This is a genomic window from Allobosea sp. AK1 (assembly GCF_006714945.1).
In the GTDB taxonomy this organism is placed as follows: Bacteria; Pseudomonadota; Alphaproteobacteria; order Rhizobiales; family Beijerinckiaceae; genus Allobosea; species Allobosea robiniae.
Map to the genome: position 1 here is coordinate 774,393 of NZ_VFMG01000001.1, position 21,226 is coordinate 795,618.

Consider the following 21,226-nt stretch of genomic DNA (forward strand, 5'->3'; position numbering starts at 1 on the left):
AGCCTCAGCCGCGCAGGCCCGCCGCCTGCAGCAGGCGCCCGGCCGCCGCGCGCGCTTCCTCGGTGATCGAGGCGCCGGCCAGCATCCGTGCGATCTCCTCGCGCCGCGCCTGGTCTTCCAGCGCCGTGACCCGCGTCACCGTGCGTGAGGCCTCGCCCTCCTCCGCCGATTTGGCGATCAGGAAATGCTGCCCGGCCTTGGCCGCGACCTGCGGCGCATGGGTTACCGAGATCACCTGCACCTGACCGGCCAACCGCGCCAGCCGCTCGCCGATCGCATCTGCCACCGCGCCGCCGACACCGGTGTCGATTTCGTCGAAGACGAGCGTCGGGGCGGAACCGCGCTCGGCCAGCACCACCTTGAGCGCCAGCATGAAGCGCGAGAGCTCGCCCCCGGAGGCGACCTTCATCATCGGCCCCGGCCGCGTGCCGGGATTGGTCTCGACCCAGAACTCGACCTTGTCGAAACCCTCGGGCCCGCGCGCGTTCGCGTCGCTTTCGATCCGGGTGATGAAACGCGCCCGCTCCAGCTTGAGCGGCGGCAATTCGGCTTTCACGGCCGTATCCAGTTTTGCCGCAGCTGCCTGGCGGGCCTCGGACAGGGCCTGTGCCTGCCCGACGAAGGCCGCCTCGGCCTCCGTCAGCTCCGCTTCGAGCCGCGAGAGCGAGGTCTCGCTTTCATCGAGCGCGGCAAGGTCGCTCGCCATCGTCGCCGCCAGAATGGACAGGCCATCGACCGGTACGTCGTATTTGCGGCCCGCAGCCCTGAGCGCGAACAACCGCTCCTCGGTGCGTTCCTGCTCGCGCGGATCATATTCGGCTGCACGCGTCGCGGCGGCTAGCGCCTCGCCGGCCTCTTCCAAAGCAACGATCGCGGTGTTGAGCGCTGCGATCGAAGGGTCGACCAGCTCCGGTGCCTGGCTCGCACGGCGCTCCAGCCGGCGCAGCACGGCGGCGAGCGTCGGCACGGCGGAGGATTGTCCGCCGACCGCCTCGTAGGCCTCGTTGAGATCGCGCGCGACCTTCTCCGCCTGCATCATCGCCTGACGGGAGGCGGCGAGCGCCTCCTCCTCGCCCGCTTGCGGTGCGAGCTTGCCGAGTTCCTCGACGGCATGGCGCAGGAAATCCGCTTCCTTGCGTGCCGCCTCGACGCGCAGGCGCTGCGACTGCAGGGCCTGCCGCGCCCGTTTCAGCGCCTCGCTCGCCCCGGCGACCGCTTCGGCCTGCGCCTCCAGCGCGCCGAAACCGTCGAGAATCGTGCGGTGCTGCGCCGGGTCGGTCAGGGCGCGGTCGTCATGCTGGCCATGGATCTCGACGATGGCGGTGCCCACCATCCGCAGGATCTGCACCGAGACCGGCTGGTCGTTGATGAAGGCGCGGGTGCGCCCGTCGGCATATTGCACGCGGCGCAGGATGAGGTCGCCGTCGGTGTCGATCTCCTGCGCCTGGGCGAGCTTGCGGGCCGGGTGCGTCATCGGCAGGTCGAAGACGGCGCTGACCTGCCCTTGAGCCTCGCCATGGCGCACGAGCGAGCCGTCGCCGCGCCCTCCGAGCGCCAGCGCGAAGCCGTCGAGCAGGATCGACTTGCCGGCGCCGGTCTCGCCGGTCAGGACGCTCAGCCCCTCATGGAAGCCGAGGTCGAGCCTGTCGATCAGGACGATGTCGCGAATCGAGAGCTGCGCCAGCATCGACGCTCAACCCATCCTTCGGAGCCGGCAGGATCGCCCGTGGCTCGTCATGCAAGGGGCGCCCTCGCTCGTCAGAGGCGGTTCAGTCCGACCAGGCCGCCGACCGTGCGCGAGAAGCCCTGGAAGGCGCGGCTGATATAGGAACCACGATCCTCACGCGGCTCCAGGCCGCCGCTCTGCAGCAGGGCGTAGGAGTCCTTGTACCACTGGCTGTCGGGGAAGTTGTGCCCGAGGACGGCCGCCGCCGTCTGCGCCTCGTTGGTGATGCCCATCGCCATATAGACCTCGGTCAGGCGCATCAGCGCCTCCTCGACATGGCGCGTGGTCTGGTACTTGATGATGACTTCGCGGAAACGGTTCACCGCGCCGGTATAGTTGCGCTTCTCCAGATAGTAGCGCCCGACATTCATCTCCTTGCCGGCGAGCTGGTCCCGCGCCACCAGGAGCTTTTCCCTGGCGTCGAGGACGTATTCCGACTTCGGATAGTTGGCGATGAGCTGCTCCAGCGCCTGGATCGCCTGGGCCGTCCGCTCCTGATCGCGGGTCGCGTCCGGGATCTGGTTGTAATAGGACATCGCCAGGATGTACTGCGCGTAGGCGGCGTCGGGGCTCGCCGGGTTCTGGGCGATGAAGCGCTTCGAGGCGGTGATCGCCTCCTCCCACTTCGAGGCCTGGAAATTGGTATAGGCCGTCATCAGCAGGCCCTTGCGGGCATAGGGCGAGAACGGCGCGGTCTTGTCGATGTCCTCGAACTTCTTCGAGGCGCCCTCGCTGTCGCCATTCTGCAGGCGGGCCAGGCCTTCGTTGTAGAGCTTGTCGGCCGGCGTCGGCGGCGTCAGGTCCGGCTTGTAGACCTCGGGCTTGTCGAAGGGATTGAGCGAGGACAGGGTATCGCAGCCGCCGAGCAGCATGGCGGCACCCAGCGCAAGGGCGATGCCCCTGCGTGGCGAAAGACCGCGATGGATTGCCGGAAGGCTTTGCCGCGTCACGCTCACGTCGTCCGTCCTCTTTCGATCGTCCCTCGAGCATCGGACCGAAAAGTGGAAACCACTTTTCGGGACAATCCGATGCTGAAACCAAGAACCGGATCGCCACATCGCGTCTGGTAGGACGCGTGGCGATCCAACTTCCGGGAAGCATGCCTTACCTCAGACGCTTCCCCCGCGCCACTGCCGAAAACCGGTTATGACGTGATTCCGCGTCGCTGCGGCATCTGGGACAGAAAACAGGCGAATGGAAGGCGAAGCCGCGTTTCGCCGTGCTTCAGTGCAAATCCGGCGCGAAGGCGGCCGGAGCAGCCGCAGCCATCTGCACGGCGCGCGGCGTCGCGAAGACCGGCTGGGATTCGACGATCGCGAAATTCGCGCGGTCGGCGAAAAGCGCCTCGAGGATGCGGACATTCATCCGGTGGCCACCGCAATAGGAGCGGAACTCGCCGATGATCGGATAGCCGGCCAGCGCGAGGTCGCCGATCGCGTCGAGCACCTTGTGGCGCACGAACTCGTCGCCGTAGCGCAGCCCCTCGGGGTTGATAACCTTGTCGTCGCCGACCGCGACGGTGTTCTCGAGCGAAGCGCCCTGAGCGAAGCCCGCCTTCCAGAGCTGCTCGACATCACGCATGAAACCGAAGGTACGGGCCTTCGAAATCTCGCTGGCATAGGCCTGCGCATCGAGATCGAAGATCTTGCGCTGGCGGCCGATCACGACGCTGTCGAAATCGATCTCGACATCGAGGCGGAAGCCGTGCTCGGCCGGGGCCAGTTCGGCGAAGGCGCGGCCCTGCTCGATGCGGACCGGCTGGAGGACCTTGAGGTAGCGGCGCGGCGCGGTGAGCGTCGTCATGCCGGTCGCCTCGATGGCAACCACGAATTCGCGGGCGCTGCCGTCCATGATCGGCATTTCCGGCCCGTCGATCTCGACGAGCACGTTGTCGAGGCCGAGGCCGGCGCAGGCCGACATCAGGTGCTCGATCGTCGAGACCGAGGCCGGGCCGCGGTCGCCGATCACGGTGCAGAGCTCCGTGGCGCTGACCTTGGTATGCTTGGCGTGAATGAGCTGGGGCGGCATGCCCTCGATGCCCGTCCGCAGGAAGACGACGCCGGTATTGGCGCTGGACGGCTTCAGGCAGATGCTGGCGGGGGCTCCGGAATGAACGCCGATCCCGGTCAGGGTCACGGCTGCCCGCAAGGTCGTCTGCCGATCGAAGGTCATACCGTTATCCAATCCTGATCGCGAAGGCCGCGGTCACCTGCCGATGCAGGGATCGTCCAGCTAGCGATGTCTTCAAGGCCAGGCCGGAATGGTCCCGACGAGGCCGTTGTCCCGATGCGGCCGCAACATAAGCTTTTGAGGCCGCCTCTCAAAATCACGCTTTCTTTCGCTGTGTTACAGCGGGGAAGCAATCGTGGACGGACTATAACAAGCTGAAAGATAACGATTTTTTAACACGCCAAAACCCGCCGCGGAATACCGCGGCGGGTTGTGTTGCAAAGCCGTGAGAGGGCGCTGTCGGGCGCCTTCCGACTCAGTTCGCCTGGCGGCGGAGGAAGGCCGGGATCTCGAGATGATCTTCCTCGCTGGAGCGAGTCGGGGCAGCACGGCCATGCGGGTCGAGCTGGCCCTGCGCCGGGCGCGAGGCCGGCTGCTGCTGCACCGGGCGGCGCATGTACTCGGCATGGGCAGCGCTCGGCGCCGCGGCCTGCGGCATCGGCGGGGCGACCGGAGCCTGGGCCTGGCGCACCGGCGCCTGCTGCGGCTCGGTCATCTCATCGTCCTTGCGGCCACCGAAGCCGACCGAGGCGAGACGCTGCATCAGCGACATCCGCTTCTGCTCGACGGCGCTGGGCGGCTGCGGCGCGGGCTGAACGCCACGATGCGCATTGAGCTGGGCCTGGCCGGGGGCCGGCAGGTCCTCGACGCGGGGCATGCGGGTCGGGCGGACGACGGCCCGCTCCGGCATCGGCGGGATGAAGCTCTCGTCGAAATTCAGGCTCGGCTCGGCATGCTGGACGGGTTCCGGCGCCGGAGCCGCCAACACCGGACGCGGCTGAACCGGCTCGATGCGGATGTCCTGCGCGACATGGGCGACCGGAGCAGGCTCCGGCAGCGGGGCGACGCGGGCCGTCTCGATCGCCGGCACGGAGGGCGCGACCGGGCGGGCAGCGGCAACAGCGGCGTTGCTGCGCAGACGGGCTTCAGCCTTCAGGCGCTCCGCCACCTGGGCGATGCGCGCCTCGGTGTCGTCGTTCTCGGCCTGGGACGAGATCGGCTTGTCGATGCCGGTGGCGACGACGGAGACGCGCACGGTGCCTTCGAGCGATTCGTCGAAGGTGGCGCCGACGATGATGTTGGCCTCGGAGTCGACCTCCTCGCGGATGCGGGTGGCGGCCTCGTCGACCTCATAGAGCTTCATGTCGCGCCCGCCGGTGATCGAGATCAGCAGGCCGCGCGCACCCTTCATCGAGACATCGTCGAGCAGCGGGTTGTTGATCGCGGCCTGGGCCGCAGTCAGCGCGCGCTTCTCGCCCTGCGCCTCGCCGGTGCCCATCATCGCCTTGCCCATGCCGCGCATCACGGCGCGCACGTCGGCGAAGTCGAGATTGATCAGGCCCGGGCGGACCATCAGGTCGGTGATGCAGGCGACGCCCGAATAAAGCACCTGGTCGGCCATGCCGAAGGCGTCGGCGAAGCCGGTGGTCTCGTTGGCGACGCGGAACAGGTTCTGGTTCGGGATGACGATCAGGGTATCGACCGCCTCGTTCAGCTCGCCGATGCCGGCCTCCGCCATGCGCATGCGGCGCTGGCCTTCGAACTGGAACGGCTTGGTGACGACGCCGACGGTCAGGATGCCCATGTCGCGGGCGACGCGGGCGATCGCGGGGGCCGCACCCGTTCCGGTGCCGCCGCCCATGCCGGCGGTGATGAACACCATGTGGGCGCCCGCCAGATGGTCACGGATCTCGTCGATGACCTCTTCGGCCGCCGCACGGCCGACTTCCGGCTGCGAACCGGCGCCGAGACCTTCGGTGACCTGCAGGCCCATCTGGACGATGCGGGAGGCGCGCGACAGGGCGAGAGCCTGCGCATCGGTGTTGGCGACGACGAAGTCGACGCCGTCGAGGCCGGCCTCGATCATGTTGTTGACCGCATTGCCGCCGGCACCGCCGACGCCGAACACCGTGATCCGGGGCTTCAGTTCCCGGATGTCCGGGGCTTGCAGATTCATCGCCATGGTTGCCTCTTTTGATCCCTTGTCCGGCGCCTGGCGGGAGCCGTCCCGATTGCTACGTTTGACGCCGCGGCCCGCCCTCTGGACGAGCCGTACTCACTCAATTCTCGATCATGGCTGGTGCGGAAAACCGGTACCCACTTTTCCGCGCCATGATCAGAAACTGTCCTTCAGCCACCGCCCGACACGCGAGAAGTAGCCGTCCGTCCCGGTTGCGAAGTAACGCGCACCGGCGGCACGCGGCTCGAAATGCTCGACATGGGCGACCTGCGGATAGACCAGCAGGCCGACCGCCGCCGCGAAGGCCGGGCCCTTGCCCGCTTCCGGCAAACCCTTGATCCCGAGCGGACGGCCGGTACGGACCTGACCGCCGAGGATGCGCCGCGCTACTTCCGGCAGGCCGGTCAGCTGGCAGGCGCCGCCGGTGAGGACGACACGTCGCCCGGCCTGAGCCGAGAAGCCGGCATTGTTCAGACGGTCGCGCACCAGTTCGAGGATCTCCTCGACGCGCGGCTTGATGATCCGGACCAGATGCGACTTGGCGAGATGGTTCGGCATGTCGCGCTCGTCGTCATCGACCTGAGGCACCGAGATCATGTCGCGCTCGTCGGAAGCGCTGGCGATGCAGGAACCGTGCAGCGTCTTCAGCCGCTCGGCCGCCGAGACGCGGGTCGAGAGGCCGCGCGCCACGTCCATGGTGATGTGGTTGCCGCCGACGGCGATCGCGTCGGCATGGACGAGATGCCCGCCCGAGAACACGCCGAGCGAGGTCGAGCCGCCGCCGAGATCGACGAGGACGACGCCCATCTCCGATTCGTCGTCGACGAGGACCGAGAGGCCGGACGCATAGGGGGTCGCGACCACCGCCTCGACTTCGAGATGGCAGCGCTCGACCGCGAGCATGACGTTGCGCGCCGCCGCCGCCTCACTGGCGACGACATGCATGTCGACCGAGAGCTTGCCGCCGATCAGCCCGCGCGGATCGAGCACGCCCGGCACGCCGTCCAGCGCATAGCCGGTCGGCAGGGCATGGAGCACGGCCTTGCCAGGACGCAGCGCATGGGTCGCGGCGGTCGCCAGCACGCGCTTCACATCGGCGTCGCCGACGGAGCCGGAGCGCAGGTCGACGCTGGCGGCGTAGTGCTGCGAGCCGATGCGCCCGCCGGTCAGGTTGACGATGACCGACTGGACCTCGACCTTGGCCATGCGCTCGGCTGCGTCCACGGCAGCGCGGATCGCGCGCTCGGCGCTTTCGAGATCGACGATCGCGCCGCCCTTCAGGCCGAGCGAGCGCTGATGGCCGATGCCGATGATGCGGGCGACATGGGTGCGCCCACGCAGCCGCTCGTTGGTCTCGGCCGGGCTGAGCTCGGCGATCAGGCAGACGACCTTGCTGGTGCCGATATCGAGGATCGACAAGGTCGCGCTCTTGCGCGACGAGAGCGGACGCATGCGCGGGGTCAGACCCTGGGAGGTGACGTGGTTCACGCCTCGCCTCTCTTCTTCCTGGACTTGCTCTTGAGCTGGTCGGCGCGGGCCGCGGCCGCCTCTTCCGAGAGCCGCATCGTCACCCGATCGGGCTGGCGCAGGTCGATGGCGAGCACGTCCTTCTCGAGGATGCGATAATCGCTCTCCAGGGAGACGAGGCGCTGCACCGCGGCTTCCGGCTTGGTCTCGGGCAAGCGCACATCCATGCCGTTGTCGAGTTTCAGGTTCCAGCGACGCCCGGAGACCAGGGTCGCGGCGCGGATATGCTGGGCGAAGGCGCCGGCCTGGTTGCGGATCGCCAGATATTCGGCGGCGCGGTTATTGGCGTCCTTGCCGACGACCAGCGGCAGATAGGCGAAGCGGCCGTCATCCATCTTGTCGATCACCGTGCCGTCGGCTGCGATCACGAAGAGCTCGCCCTTCACCTGCCAGAGCGCATAGGGTTCGCGCTCGGTGAGCTGGATCGAGACCTCGCCCGGATAAAGCTTGCGAACGGCGGCCTCGCGAATCAGCGGCGTGGCTTCCAGCTGCTTGCGGGCCTCGTCGGCGTCGAAGAACACCAGCGAGGTCTTCGAATCGATGCCGGCCGCGACCAGGACCTCCTGCTCGGACAGTCCCGAGAGGCCAGAGATGGTGACGCGGTCGATGCCGAAGCCGAGCGCCCGCGCGATCATGTGGCGCGGCTCGCCGTAATTGTCCTGCATGGTCTGCCAGTGGCCGCCGAGCACGAAGCCCGTCCCGAGGCTGAGCGTCAGGAAGCCGAGCGCCAACCAAGTGCCGAGGCTCGTCGGCAGGCGCTGGGCGAGCGGCACCGCGATGGCGCTGCGGCGCGAGCGGCGCATCCAGCGGCCCTGGCGCTGCTCACCCACCAGAAGCTGGGGGGCGGCGTGCGCGACCGGGAGCCGGGAGAGCGGCCGGGCAGGCGCGAATCGGGGCATGGCAACGGTCTTCGCCGACATCGCTTTCACCGATCGAGGGAGGCGTCCTCCACCATCCATTTGACGAGCTCACCGAAATCCAGGCCCGCATGGGCAGCCAACTCGGGCACCAGGCTGGTCTCGGTCATCCCGGGCTGCGTATTGACCTCCAGCCAGACGAGCGTGTCGCTCTCGTCGTGGTAGCGGAAGTCAGATCGGCTGACGCCCCGGCATCCGATTGCTTGATGCGCCGTTAACGCACACTCTTCGATCTGCTGGTAAATTTTCGGTAAAATTTGAGCCGGACAGATGTGGATCGAGCCGCCTTTCGCGTACTTCGCGTCGTAGTCGTAAAACTCACCGGTTGCGGCTTGTATTTCGGTCACACCGAGGCTCCGGTCGCCCATCACGGCGCAGGTCAGTTCGCGCCCGGCGATGAAGGTCTCGGCCAGCAGCATCTCGCCGCAAGGCCAGTCCGGCCGGGCGATTTCCTGGGGTGGGTGCTCCCTGCCCTTCTTCACGATCACGACGCCGACGGAGGAGCCCTCGTCGATCGGCTTGAGCACGTAGGGCGGCGGCAGCACATGCGTCCTGGCAGCCGCGAATCGCGAGACGTTGATGCCATGGGCGACCGGCACGCCGGCCGCCTTCACCACCGTCTTCGCCCGGTCCTTGCGGATCGCCAGCGCCGAGGCCAGCACGCCGGAATGGCTGTAGGGAATGCGCAGGATTTCGAGCACGCCCTGGATCGTGCCGTCCTCGCCGAAGCGGCCATGCAGGGCGTTGAAGGCGACGTCGGGCTTGAGCTTCGCCAGCACCTCGGCGATGTCGCGCTGGACGTCGACGCGCGTGACACGGTAGCCGACGCTCTCCAGCGCCCGCGCACAGGCCGCGCCGCTGTTGAGGCTGACCTCCCGCTCGACGGACCAACCGCCCATCAGCACTGCAACATGTTTGGTCATCGACGCTTCGCTCCTGCGATGCGTCCAACCTCGTTAAACTTGGTTAACGGGGAGTTAACCGGCTTGCAGTGCCCCTGCCCTTTTCAAAGCCCGGCAGCTACGCCGCAACGCCGAGCCGCTTGATCTCCCACTGGAGTTCGAAGCCCGAGTTGTCCTTGACCCGGCGGCGGACCTCCTCGCCGAGCCCTTCGACATCGGCTGCTGTCGCGCCGCCGGTATTGATCAGGAAATTGCAGTGCATCTCCGAGACCTGCGCGCCGCCGACGCGCAGGCCGCGGCAGCCGGCCGCGTCGATCAGCTGCCAGGCCTTGCCGCCCTCGGGGTTCTTGAAGGTCGAGCCACCGGTGCGCTCCTTGATCGGCTGGGCCGCCTCGCGCGCCTGCGTCACCCGGTCCATCTCGGCCTGGATCAGAGCCTGGTCGCCTGGCCGGCCCTGGAACAGGGCGGAGGTGAAGATGATGTCGCGGGTCGAGGCCGCGCTGTTGCGATAGGTGAAGCCCATCTCGGCATGGGAGAGCGTCACGATCTCGCCGTTGCGGGTGACGCCGCGCGCGGAGACCAGCACATCGGTGGTCTCGCCGCCATGGGCACCAGCATTCATCCGCAGCGCCCCGCCGATCGAGCCGGGAATGCCGCGATAGAAGGCAAGGCCGTCGAGCGAGGCATCGCCCGCAGCGCGGGCGACCTTGACGTCCGGCACGGCCGTGCCGGCGCGCAGACGGTCGCCGCTTTCCAGCGCGATCTCACCGAAAGCCTTGCCGCCGAGCCTGACCACGACGCCGGGAATGCCGCCATCGCGCACGATCAGGTTGGAGCCGAGCCCGATCACCGTGACCGGAACGTCCTCCGGCAGCTTCGAGAGCAGATAGGCGAGATCGTCGTCATCGGCCGGCGTGAACAGAATCTGCGCCGGGCCGCCGACGCGGAACCAGGTCAGGCCCGAAAGCTCCTGATTGGCGAGAAGCCGGCCCCGTAGATCGGGAGCCGAGGCGCGGATATCGGAAGAGAGGTCTGCGAAGGGCATGGCGTCGCTTTAGAACATGATGGTCCGGGACGGAACAGCCCGTCATGCGCGGGTCAGGCCCGAGCATGACGGCGCAATTGCGGCGTGCCGTGCCTCACCCCTTCAGCGCAGCCAGTTCCCCCGGCAGCGCATAGGCCCATTGGGTGATGTTGCCGGCGCCCAAGCAGACGACATAGTCGCCCGGCCCGGCCAGCTCCGCGACCATGCCGGCGAGCTTGTCGGACGCTTCCAGCGGCAGCGCATGGCGATGGCCGCGGGCCTTGATGCCGGCGACGAGCGAATCGCGGTCGGCACCCGCGATCGGCGCTTCGCCGGCCGCGTAGGTGTCGGCCACGATCACCGTGTCGGCATCGTTGAAGCAGGCGGCGAAATCGTCGAACAGGCTCGACAGGCGGGTGTAGCGATGCGGCTGCACGATCGCGATCACCTTGCTCCTGGTCGAGGCTCGCGCCGCCTTGAGCACGGCGGCGATCTCGACCGGATGGTGGCCGTAATCGTCGAAGATCAGCGCGCCATTCCATTCACCCGTCTTGGTGAAACGGCGCTTGACGCCGCCGAAGCCGGCGAGCGCCTCGCGGATGCGGGGCACAGGAATGCCGAGATCATAGGCGACCGCGATCGCGGCCGTCGCGTTCAGCGCGTTGTGATGGCCCGGCATCGGCATGACGAGATCGCGGATCACCTCGTCACGGCCGGTCTTGCGGTCACGGATCAGCAGCGTGAATTGGGCCTGCCCGCCCGAGAGATCGATGTCGATCAGGCGGAAGTCGGCCTGCGGGTTTTCGCCATAGGTGACGACGCGGCGGTCGGTGATCTGGCCGACGAGCCCCTGCACCGTCGGGTGGTCGATGCACATCACCGCAAAGCCGTAGAACGGCAGGTTCTCGACGAAGGAGCGGAAGGCCGCCTTGATCGCGTCGAAGGTGCCGAAATGGTCGAGATGCTCGGGATCGATATTGGTGACGATCGCGACGTCGGCCGGCAGCTTCAGGAAGGTGCCGTCGGATTCGTCGGCCTCGACCACCATCCAGTCGCTCTCGCCCATGCGGGCATTGGTGCCATAGGCGTTGATGATGCCGCCATTGATCACGGTCGGATCGAGCCCGCCCTTCTCCAGCAGCGTCGCGACGAGCGAGGTCGTGGTCGTCTTGCCATGGGTGCCGGCGATGGCGACGCAGCTCTTCAGGCGCATCAGCTCGGCCAGCATCTCGGCCCGGCGCACCACGGGCAGGCGCTGCTCGCGCGCGGCGAGCAATTCGGGATTGTCCCGCTTGATCGCGGTCGAGACCACGACGACCTCGGCCTCGCCGATGTTCTCCGCCTTGTGTCCGACGAAGGTGGTGATGCCCTTGTCGGCGAGGCGCTTGACGTTGGCCCCGTCGGAAGCGTCCGAGCCCTGCACCTTGTAGCCGAGATTGTGCAGGACCTCGGCGATGCCGGACATGCCGATGCCGCCGATGCCGACGAAATGGATGGAGCCGAGCTTCGGCGGCAGCTTCATGGGTCGTGAATCCTGTCAGTGCGGGAGGTTGGCCGTGGCGATCACGAGATCGGCCAGGCGGTCGGCGGCATCGGGGATGCCGGCGCTCTTCGCGTTTGCGGCCATCGTCGTCAAGTGGGCGGGCTGCGCGATAAGCTTCGACAATTCGGCGGCAAGATGGCGCGGCGTGAAGTCCGGCTGGAGGATGCGGACAGCTCCGCCCACGCCTTCGAGGAAGGCCGCGTTGGCCGCCTGGTCCTGATCGAGCGAGCCCGGCAGCGGCACCAGCAGGGCCGGGCGGCCGATCACGGTGAGTTCCGCCACGGTCGAGGCGCCGGAGCGGGCGATGACGAGCTGCGACGCCGCCATCTGCACCGGCAGGTCCTTGAAGAAGGGCGCGATCGTCGCCTTGACGCCGAGCTTCTCGTAGATGCCGCGCACGCGCTCGTCATCCTCAGGCCTCGCCTGCTGGGCGATGGTCAGGCGCGCCCGCTCGGCCTCGGTGAGGAGCTGGATCGCCGGCGGCACGATATCGGCCATGATGCGCGCGCCCTGGCTGCCACCGAAGACCAGGAGCCTGATCCTGCCTTCGCCCGGCTGGTCATAATCGTGGCCGGCCGCCGCGATCACCGCGGGGCGCACGGGGTTGCCGACATGGCGACACTTGGCCTGCTGCGCCTCCGAGAGCCCGCCGACTTCGGCGAAGCCGGTCGCGATCACGTCGGCACGGCCGGCGAGGAAGCGATTGGCCCGGCCGATCACGGCGTTCTGCTCGTGGATCAGGGTGCGCACCCCGGCCAGCGAGGCGCCCAGCACCGGCGGCACCGTCGGATAGCCGCCGAAACCGACGACGACGGCCGGCCTGACTTGCTTGATGATCCCGCGCGCCGCGAAAGTGCCCTTGGCGATGTTGAACAGCGCCGCCGCCTTCTGCAATGGCGAGCGGCCGGACGGCGTCGCCGCCGGCACGGCATGCACGGCCTCGGCCGGAAAGTTCCCGGCGTATTCGGCGGCGCGCGTATCGGTCATCAGCACCACGCGCATGCCCTTGGCGTGCAGCGCGTGGCTCAATGCCTCGGCCGGGAAGAGATGGCCGCCGGTTCCCCCGGCCGCCAGCATGACGAGCGTGTCCGTCGCCATCGGATCAGCGCCCGAATTCGACCGAGCGCGGCCGCCGCCGGGTCAATGCCAGCAGGAAGCCCGTCCCGACCGCGAGCGAGAGCAGCGAGGAGCCACCATAGGAGATGAAGGGCAGCGTCATGCCCTTGGCCGGCATCATGTGCAGGTTGACCATCATGTTGATCGCCGCCTGGATGCCGAAGAGCAGGGCAAGGCCGGTGACGGCGAGGCGGATGAACGGGTCCTCCGCCTTCTGCGCCACGAACAGCGCGCGGATCACGATCACCGCGAAGAGCGCCACCAGCAGCATGCAGACGACGATGCCGAATTCCTCGGCCGTGACCGCGAAGATGAAGTCGGTATGGGCGTCGGGCAGGATGCGCTTCACCGTCCCCTCGCCCGGTCCCTTCCCGAGCCAGCCGCCCTGCGCGAAGCTCTCCAGCGCCGTGTCGACCTGGAACGAGTCGCCCGAGCCCTTGTCCATGAAGCGCTCGATGCGGGCGCGGACATGCGGCACCAGCTCATAGGCGACGAAGATGCCGGCGGCGCCGACGCCGCCGAGGCCGATCACCCAGAACCAGTGCAGGCCCGCGACGAAGAACAGCCCGCACCAGACCAGGCTGACCAGCATGGTCTGGCCGAAATCCGGCTGCAGGACGAGCGGCACGATGGTGAAAGGCAGCAGGAGCAGCGCCAGGATGGTGCCCGGCAGGTCGGGCCGGCGCGTGCCCTCGGCGAAGGCCCAGGCCGCCATCACGACGAAAGCGGGCTTGAGGAACTCGGATGGCTGGACCGAGCCCAGCGGCCCGAGCGTCAGCCAGCGTTTCGCGCCCTTCACCTCGACGCCGAAATAAAGCGTCGCCACCACCATGACGAGCGAGCCAAGGTAGATCAGCAGCGCAGCGCGGCGCACCTGGCGCGGCGTCATCAGCGACACCCCGAGAAAGATGGCCATCGCGACGACGAGGTAGGCGGCCTGCCGGTTGACGAAATGGAAGGTCGAGAGCCCGAGCCGCTCGGCCACCGGCGGCCCGCCTGCCATCAGCAGCACGACGCCCGAGACCATCAGGGCGACGAGTGCGGTCAGGATGAGGCGGTCGATCGACCACCACCAGCGGCCGCTGAGAGAAGGTTCCGCGCGCGAGACCATGACGGGCATCCCATCGACAAATTCGGCGCGGCTGAGGCCGCGCTTGCGTGACGAATCACTCTGTCAATGAATGGTTAACCGATTGATTCCGATGCGCGGGATCGACGAGCTCAGCGCATCACGATCCACAGCGGCGCGCCGCGTTTTACAGCCTCTTCGACGCAGGCTCGCCCATTTCGATCAGCCGCGCGCCTCAAATCGGTCTCACGCGGCCGGTCAGATGCAAAGGCCGCTCCTGACACGCATTGTCGTCCCATGGGAGGAGTTGCACCCTGCACCAGTTTCGACAGCGAAAGGACTGATCATGGCCATCGCCAAGAACACGATCTGCCTGTGGTACGACAAGGACGCCGAGGCCGCCGCCCGCTTTTATGCCGAGACCTTTCCGGACAGCGCCGTGAAGGAGGTCTTCCGCGCCCCCACCGACTTCCCCTCCGGCAAGGCCGGCGACGCGCTGACCGTCACCTTCACGGTCCTCGGCATTCCCTGCCTGGGCATCAATGGCGGGCCGATGTTCAAGCACAGCGAGGCCTTCTCCTTCCAGATCGCCACCGAGGACCAGGCGGAAACCGATCGCTACTGGAACGCCATCGTCGGCAATGGCGGCCAGGAGAGCGAATGCGGCTGGTGCAAGGACAAATGGGGCCTGTCCTGGCAGATCACCCCGCGCGTCCTGAGCGAAGCGCTCGCCGTCGGTGGCGAGGAGGCCAAGCGCGCCTTCGCCGCGATGATGACGATGCAGAAGATCGACGTCGCAAAGATCGAGGCCGCCCGGCGCGGCTGAAGCGATCTCCTGGAGCGGCTTTCGAGCCCATCGAACGCGGCCTCGCCCCGGCGAGAAGCGAGGTCATGAAACCATAACGGTCAGCCGGGTCGGAAACGGCCCCCGGCGGACCAGAATGGAGGCGTGATGACGAAACCGGACATCTATCTGCTTGGGCGGGCCGAGGCCGAAGTCGATCGGCTCAAACGTCAGATCCTGAATCTCGCACCCGACTCCCGGGCACAGCTCGATCGGATCGGCATAAAGCGCGGGGAGCACGTCGTCGATCTCGGTTGCGGCCCCGGAGGTGTCCTGCATCTGCTGGCAGAGCATGTCGGCCCGACGGGTTCGGTCCTCGGCATCGACCGCGGCAGCCATTTTGTCGAGTTGGCGCGCCATTTCATCGCCGATCGCGGATTGCCCCAGGTCGAACTGCGCGAGGGCGATGCCTACGAGACCGGCCTGCCGCGAGCGTCCTTCGACGGCGCCCATATGCGGCTGCTGCTGGTCAATGTGCCAGAGCCCGAGCGGATCGTACGCGAATTGGTCTCCCTCGTGCGGCCCGGCGGCTGGGTCGCGAGCTTCGAGGCCGATTATCTTCCGCACTGCCTCGATCCGCCCCTGCCGGCCTGGAGCCGCCTGATCGAGGCTTACGCGGCCTATGCGCGGGCACAGGGGATCGATCTGTCGGTCGGCCGGAAGATCCATCGGCTGTTCCGGGATGCAGGCGTGATCGATATCGAGGTCGACGCCATTCTCCACGTCTTTCCCGCCGGCCATGAACGCCGCTGGTTCCCGCGCGGTCTCATCGACAACATCCGTGACAAGCTCGTCGATGGAGGCTTCATCGCGCGGGCCGATCTCGACAAGGAGATGGCGGCGCTGGAGAGCCACCTGTCCGATCCTGCCGTGCAGGTGACGTCCAACCTGTTCTTCCGGCTCACGGGCCGCGTGCCGGAATGACGGAAGCGCCGCGACCTATCGCGGCTTCGTCTTGCCGAACGGCTCGAAGCCCGGCAGGTCTGTCACCAGCTTGCGGAAGGCATCGCCCCGGACCTCGAAATTCGGGAACTGGTCGAAGGAGGCGCAGGCCGGCGAGAGCAGCACCGCGATCTCGCCCTCGCCTGTCGCTGCCAGCGCGTCGCGCGCGGCATCGGCCACGGCCTTGTCGAGCGTGACGCTGCGCTCGTAGCCGACGCGTCCGTCATCGTCGAAGGTCGCGGCGAAGAGATCGCTCGCCGCCCCGATCAGGTAGGCGCGGGCGATGTTCGGGAAATAGCGGCGAAGCGACTCGATGCCACCGTCCTTGGCCTTGCCCCCGAGTATCCAGAAGATGCCGTGGAAGGAGGTCAGCGCCTTTTCGGTCGAGTCCGCATTGGTCGCCTTGGAATCGTTGATGAAGACGACGCGGCCGATCCGGCCGAGCTCCTCCATGCGATGCGCCAGCCCCGGATAGGTCCTGAAGCCCTCGGCGATCTCTTCCGCGCTCAGGCCCAATGCCGAGCAGGCGGCGAAGGCCGCCGCCGCATTTTGCGCGTTATGCGAGCCGCGCAACGAACCAATGCCCGCGAGATTGGCGACGACGCGCGGCTTGCCGTCCTTCACCTCGACGATGCGCGTGTCCAGCCGCCCCTGATTGGCGGTGACCCCGGCGAAGACGCCCTCGTCCAGCGGCTGCTCGCCGCTGATCTTGACCAGCGGGCGGCCGCCGGCAGCGCGGCGGCGCGCCATCTGCTTCGAGGCCTCGTCATCGACGCCGACCACCGCGATATCGGCAGCGGCGACGAGGCGTTCCTTGATGCCTGCATAGTTCTCCAGCGAGCCGTGCCGGTCGAGATGGTCCGGCGTCAGGTTCATCTGGATGCCGACGCTGGGCGCAAGCGAGGGCGCGAGGTCGATCTGGTAGCTCGAGCACTCGATGACATGGATGCGGTTCGCGGCCGGGGGCTCCAGTGCCAGCACGGCGGTGCCGATATTACCGCCCATCTGCACGTCGCGGCCGGCCGCCCCGAGCACATGCGCGATCAGCGCCGTCGTGGTCGACTTGCCGTTGGTGCCGGTGATGCAGACGACCGGCGAGCCCGGCGCCACCGTCGCCCGCTCAAGGAAGAACAATTCGACATCGCCGATGATCGGGACGCCGGCAGCCTTGGCCTTGCCGACGGTCCAGTGCGGCTCGGGATGGGTCAGCGGCACGCCGGGCGAGAGCACGAAAGCCGCGAAGCCCGACCAGTCGGCATTCGCCAGATCGACGACGGCGATGCCCTCGGCAGCCGCCTTCTCCCGGCTCTTCTCGTTGTCGTCCCAGGCCGCGACCTCGGCACCGCCCGCCTTGAGCGCGCGTGCCGTGGCGAGCCCGGAGCCGCCGAGCCCGAACAGGGCGACCTTGCGCCCCGAAAAGACGGAAACCGGAGTCATCTCAGCGCAGCTTCAGCGTGGCGAGGCCGACCAGCGCCAGCACGACCGAGATGATCCAGAACCGGATCACCACCTGCGGTTCGGTCCAGCCCAGCTTCTCGAAATGGTGGTGGATCGGCGCCATCAGGAAGACGCGTTTGCCGGTGCGCTTGAACACGAAGACCTGGATGATCACCGAGAGCGCCTCGACGACGAAGAGACCGCCGACGATCGCCAGCACGATCTCGTGCTTGGTCGCGACCGCGATGGTGCCGAGTAGGCCGCCGAGACCGAGCGAGCCGGTATCGCCCATGAAGATCTGGGCCGGCGGTGCGTTGAACCAGAGGAAACCGAGGCCGGCGCCGATCACCGCGCCGCAGATCACGGCGAGTTCGCCCGCGCCGGGAATATGGTGGATCTGCAGGTAGTTGGCGAAGATCGCGTTGCCGACGAGATAGGAGATGAAGCCGAAGGTACCGGCCGCGATCATGACGGGCACGATGGCGAGCCCGTCGAGCCCGTCGGTCAGGTTCACCGAGTTGCCGGCGCCGACCACGACGAAGGACGCGACCAGCGGGAACAGGATGCCGAGCGGGATGATCGCTTCCTTGAGGAAGGGCATCGCGAAGCCCGAGCCGATCGCCGGCGGCTGCGTCTGCATGACGAAGTAGCAGGCGACGAGCGCGACCACGACCTCGATCGAGATGCGCGCCTTGCCCGAGAAGCCCTTGTGCGACTGCTTGGTGACCTTGAGGAAATCGTCATAGAAGCCGATCGCGCCGTAGGCTGCGGTGACGCCGAGCACGATCCAGACATAGGGGTTGCGCAGATTGCCCCAGAGCAGCACCGCGACGAACACCCCCGTCAGGATCATCAACCCGCCCATGGTCGGCGTGCCGCGCTTGGCAAGATGCGATTCCGGGCCGTCCGTGCGGATCGGCTGGCCCTTGCCCTGCTTGATCCGGAGCCAGGATATGGCCGAGGGGCCGAAAAAGAACAGGAAGAGCAGCGCCGTCGCCGTCGCCCCGCCTGCGCGGAAGGTGATGTAGCGGAAGACGTTCAGCACCGGGAAGGTGCCGGACAGTTCGGCGAGCAGGGCGAACATGCTTCTGGGCTCTCTTGCAGGTCAGTCTTCGGCAGGCACGGCAGGAAAGCGCGCGAGGATCGCCTTGACGATCGGACCCATGCGCGTGCCCAGCGATCCCTTGACCGTGACAGTGTCGCCGCCGCGGATCGCATCGAGCACGAGCGGCTCCAGGTCGCTCGCCGTCGCGGCATAAGCCCCCCGCATGGCGGAAGGCAAGCTCTCGTGGAGCCCTTTCATCAGCGGGCCGCAGGTGAAGACCTTGTCGATCCCGTTCGAGACCAGCGGTTCGGCGAGCCCCCGATGCAGCTCCGGGCCGGTCGGCCCGAGTTCCAGCATGTCGCCGAGCACGGCGATGCGCCGGCCGCGCCCCTCGACCGGCAGGCGGCCGAGATTCTCGATTGCGGCCCGCATCGAGGCGGGGTTGCCGTTATAGCTCTCGTCGAGCAGCGTGACCCTGCCGCCCGGCGCCTGCAGCACCTGGCGTGCGCCGCGTCCAGCCGGCGGCTTGAGGTCGCCGAGGGCCAGCGCGGCCAGCGCGAGATCGGCGCCGAGCGCATGGACGGCCGCGAGCACGGCGAGCGAATTCAGCACGATATGCTTGCCCGGACTGCCGAGCCGATAGGTCACGGGCTCGCCGAGGACGCGGGCCTCGACCACCGACATGTCCGGCTTCAGCGCACAGGAGACGAGCTTTACATCGGCATCCGGGCTTTCCCCGAAGGTGACGATCCGCCCGGCCGGACCGGATCTGGCGATATCGCGCAGCAGCTCGGATTGCGGGATGTCGGCATTGACGATCGCTGTGCCGCCTTCTTCGAGTTCCCAGTAGACCCCGGCCTTCTCCTCGGCGATCCCTTCGAGCGAGGCGAAGGCGGCCAGATGCACCGGCTGGATCGTGGTGACGATGGCGACCTGCGGGCGCACCATCCGCGCCAGCGGCACGATCTCGCCGGGGCTGTTCATGCCGATCTCGTAGACGCCATACGCGACATCGGCGGGGGTGCGGCAGAGCGTCAGAGGCACGCCCCAGTGATTGTTGTAGGAAGCGACGGGCGCATGGGTCTTGCCCTGGCGCGAGAGCACGAGGCGCAGCGCCTCCTTGGTCCCGGTCTTGCCGACCGAGCCGGTGACGGCGACGATGCCGGCCCTGAGTTCGGCACGCCGCGCCGTGCCCGCATGCTCCATCGCCTTCAGCACGTCCGGCACGACGGCAAGTGCCCCAGTGCCCGCGAATTCCGCCGCATGCGCCTCGTCGATCACGGCGAGCGCAGCGCCCTTGTCGAGCGCGCCCTTGACGAAGTCATGCCCGTCGCGGGCCTCGCCGGTGATCGCGAAGAAAACGTCACCGGGCTCCAGCGTGCGGGTATCGATCGAAGCACCGGTCACGACCGGCGGCACGGCGCCCTCGGGCCGCGCGCGCAGCGCAGCGATCAGCTTGTCTCCGGTCCAGAGCGGGGCGCTCATCCTTGAAACTCCGATAGCGCTTTCCGGACCACGTCGTGATCGGAGAAGGGCAGCGTGCGGTCGCCTATGATCTGGCCGGATTCATGGCCTTTTCCCGCCACGACCAGCAAATCCCCGGCTTTAAGCATCTTCACCGCGGCACGGATGGCTTCCTCGCGGTCGCCGATCTCCTGGAGCCTCGGCGATGCCGCCATGATCTCGGCCCGGATCGTCGCCGGGTCCTCGCTGCGCGGATTGTCGTCCGTGACGATGGCGATATCGGCCTTCTCGGCCGCGATCGCGCCCATCAGCGGGCGCTTGCCCTTGTCGCGATCGCCGCCGCAGCCAAAGACGCAGATCAGACGGCCGGTCGCATAGGGCCTGAGCGTGGTCAGCACCGCGGCGAGCGCATCGGGCTTATGGGCGTAATCGACGACAACGAGCCCGCCATTGGCCTCACCGATGCGTTCAAGCCGCCCGGCAACACCGATGAGCCCGGATATCGCCTTGAGCGACGCAGCCTTATCCTCACCGGTCGCGATGGCCAGCCCGGCCGCGACCAGCGCATTGCCGGCCATGAAATCGCCGACCAGCGGCAAGGCGACGGAGAGCTCCTGCCCGTCAAAGCCGACCGTCAGGCGCTGCGAGAAGCCATCGCGCTCGTTGCGCAGCAGCGTCAACGTCTCGCCCTTGCGGCCAATGCCGATGATCGGGTGGCCGGCCATGGCCGCAGCCTCGGCTGCCGCGTCCGCATAAGGCTCGTCGCGGTTGATCACCACCGGCGCGCCGTCCGGCAGCAGCTCCCAGAGCCGGAGCTTAGCGGCGAGGTATTCCTCGACACTCGGATGATAATCGAGATGGTCGCGCCCGAGATTGAGGAAGGCGCCGGCGCTCAGCCGCACACCGTCGAGGCGGCGCTGGTCGAGCCCATGCGAGGACGCTTCCATGGCAAGATGCGTGATGCCCTCGCCCGCGAGCCTGTCGAATGAAGCGTGCAGCGAGAGCGGGTCCGGCGTCGTCAGCGAGCCGTAATCGGCGCCCTTGCTCGTGACCACGCCGATGGTACCGACGCTCGCCGCCTCATGGCCGAGCGCCTGGAAGATCTGGCGGGTGAAATCCGCCACCGAGGATTTGCCGCTGGTGCCGGTCACCGCGACGATCGTCCGGGGCTGGCGCGGGTGGATCTTCGCCGCAGCGAGCGCCAGCGCGAGGCGCGGGTCCTCCACCTGTGCGAAGGCGACCCCGGCCGGCAGGTCGGCCGGCCGCGGCCCACCCGAGACCACCGCGACGGCGCCGTGCCCGACAGCATCCATGATGAAGCGGGCGCCATCCGCCTTGGCGCCAGCGAGTGCGACGAAGACGTCGTCCCCCGTCACCTTGCGGCTGTCGAAGGCAACGCCATGCACCTGCTGGCTGGCGGCCTCAGTCTCGAACATCTCGGGGAAGAGGTCTCCGAGGCGGTATCCGGTCATCGTCATGGC

General features: G+C 67.8%; 17 protein-coding genes. 2 read left to right on the plus strand and 15 right to left on the minus strand.

Translation table 11 applies throughout. The features are described from left to right. Nucleotides 1–4 precede the first annotated feature (4 nt). The 11 genes from recN to FHT98_RS04115 form a co-directional block, all read right to left on the minus strand. The gene (gene recN, locus FHT98_RS04065; protein WP_142112596.1) at nt 5–1,687 is read right to left on the minus strand and encodes a DNA repair protein RecN; all 1,683 of its coding nucleotides are present in this window, start codon (nt 1,685–1,687) and stop codon (nt 5–7) included. A gap of 71 nt (nt 1,688–1,758) precedes the next feature. Beyond that, complete coding sequence (locus tag FHT98_RS04070) at nt 1,759–2,652, minus strand: outer membrane protein assembly factor BamD (protein ID WP_425284565.1); 894 nt, start codon at nt 2,650–2,652, stop codon at nt 1,759–1,761. Nucleotides 2,653–2,950: 298 nt separating this feature from the next. Continuing rightward, entirely contained in the window at nt 2,951–3,898 is a 948-nt protein-coding gene (gene lpxC / locus FHT98_RS04075) for a UDP-3-O-acyl-N-acetylglucosamine deacetylase (RefSeq protein ID WP_061966786.1), read from the minus strand. A 313-nt stretch (nt 3,899–4,211) separates the two neighbouring features. Beyond that, the gene (gene ftsZ / locus FHT98_RS04080; protein ID WP_142112600.1) at nt 4,212–5,918 is read right to left on the minus strand and encodes a cell division protein FtsZ; all 1,707 of its coding nucleotides are present in this window, start codon (nt 5,916–5,918) and stop codon (nt 4,212–4,214) included. Nucleotides 5,919–6,071: 153 nt separating this feature from the next. Then, nucleotides 6,072–7,367: a cell division protein FtsA gene (gene ftsA, locus FHT98_RS04085; protein ID WP_061966784.1), complete on the minus strand. Its 1,296-nt coding sequence runs from the start codon at nt 7,365–7,367 to the stop codon at nt 6,072–6,074. 32 nt (nt 7,368–7,399) lie between these two features. Next, nucleotides 7,400–8,341 (minus strand): cell division protein FtsQ/DivIB, encoded by a 942-nt coding sequence (locus FHT98_RS04090; protein ID WP_248309138.1) that lies wholly within the window; start codon nt 8,339–8,341, stop codon nt 7,400–7,402. Between the two features lie 26 nt (nt 8,342–8,367). Continuing rightward, the gene (locus FHT98_RS04095; protein ID WP_142112605.1) at nt 8,368–9,282 is read right to left on the minus strand and encodes a D-alanine--D-alanine ligase; all 915 of its coding nucleotides are present in this window, start codon (nt 9,280–9,282) and stop codon (nt 8,368–8,370) included. Between the two features lie 97 nt (nt 9,283–9,379). Next, nucleotides 9,380–10,306 carry a UDP-N-acetylmuramate dehydrogenase gene (gene murB / locus FHT98_RS04100; RefSeq protein ID WP_142112607.1) on the minus strand — a complete coding sequence of 309 codons (927 nt, stop codon included), beginning with the start codon at nt 10,304–10,306 and terminating at the stop codon, nt 9,380–9,382. 94 nt (nt 10,307–10,400) lie between these two features. Then, nucleotides 10,401–11,807, minus strand: coding sequence for a UDP-N-acetylmuramate--L-alanine ligase (murC, locus tag FHT98_RS04105; protein ID WP_061966780.1), 1,407 nt, complete (start codon nt 11,805–11,807; stop codon nt 10,401–10,403). 15 nt (nt 11,808–11,822) lie between these two features. Continuing rightward, nucleotides 11,823–12,926 carry an undecaprenyldiphospho-muramoylpentapeptide beta-N-acetylglucosaminyltransferase gene (gene murG, locus FHT98_RS04110; RefSeq protein ID WP_142112609.1) on the minus strand — a complete coding sequence of 368 codons (1,104 nt, stop codon included), beginning with the start codon at nt 12,924–12,926 and terminating at the stop codon, nt 11,823–11,825. A 4-nt stretch (nt 12,927–12,930) separates the two neighbouring features. After that, on the minus strand, nt 12,931–14,055 hold the full coding sequence (locus tag FHT98_RS04115; RefSeq protein ID WP_061966778.1) for an FtsW/RodA/SpoVE family cell cycle protein: 1,125 nt from the start codon (nt 14,053–14,055) through the stop codon (nt 12,931–12,933). Between the two features lie 304 nt (nt 14,056–14,359). Between FHT98_RS04115 and FHT98_RS04120 the strand changes: the two genes are divergently transcribed. Both FHT98_RS04120 and FHT98_RS04125 read left to right on the plus strand, forming a co-directional pair. Next, on the plus strand, nt 14,360–14,839 hold the full coding sequence (locus FHT98_RS04120) for a VOC family protein (RefSeq protein WP_061966777.1): 480 nt from the start codon (nt 14,360–14,362) through the stop codon (nt 14,837–14,839). 126 nt (nt 14,840–14,965) lie between these two features. Next, on the plus strand, nt 14,966–15,781 hold the full coding sequence (locus FHT98_RS04125; RefSeq protein ID WP_142112611.1) for a methyltransferase domain-containing protein: 816 nt from the start codon (nt 14,966–14,968) through the stop codon (nt 15,779–15,781). A 15-nt stretch (nt 15,782–15,796) separates the two neighbouring features. Here the strand turns inward: FHT98_RS04125 and murD are convergent, their stop codons facing one another. From murD to FHT98_RS04145, 4 genes are read right to left on the minus strand one after another with little or no spacing between them, the layout of a single operon-like run. Beyond that, nucleotides 15,797–17,236, minus strand: coding sequence for a UDP-N-acetylmuramoyl-L-alanine--D-glutamate ligase (gene murD / locus FHT98_RS04130; RefSeq protein ID WP_061966775.1), 1,440 nt, complete (start codon nt 17,234–17,236; stop codon nt 15,797–15,799). Between the two features lies 1 nt (nt 17,237). Continuing rightward, on the minus strand, nt 17,238–18,320 hold the full coding sequence (mraY, locus tag FHT98_RS04135) for a phospho-N-acetylmuramoyl-pentapeptide-transferase (RefSeq protein WP_061966774.1): 1,083 nt from the start codon (nt 18,318–18,320) through the stop codon (nt 17,238–17,240). A 21-nt stretch (nt 18,321–18,341) separates the two neighbouring features. Next, a complete protein-coding gene (locus tag FHT98_RS04140) occupies nt 18,342–19,766 on the minus strand; it encodes a UDP-N-acetylmuramoylalanyl-D-glutamyl-2,6-diaminopimelate--D-alanyl-D-alanine ligase (RefSeq protein ID WP_142112614.1) in 1,425 nt (474 codons plus the stop codon). Next, nucleotides 19,763–21,217, minus strand: coding sequence for a UDP-N-acetylmuramoyl-L-alanyl-D-glutamate--2,6-diaminopimelate ligase (locus FHT98_RS04145; RefSeq protein ID WP_142115672.1), 1,455 nt, complete (start codon nt 21,215–21,217; stop codon nt 19,763–19,765). Before FHT98_RS04145 ends, FHT98_RS04140 begins: the two co-directional genes overlap by 4 nt. Nucleotides 21,218–21,226 lie beyond the last annotated feature (9 nt).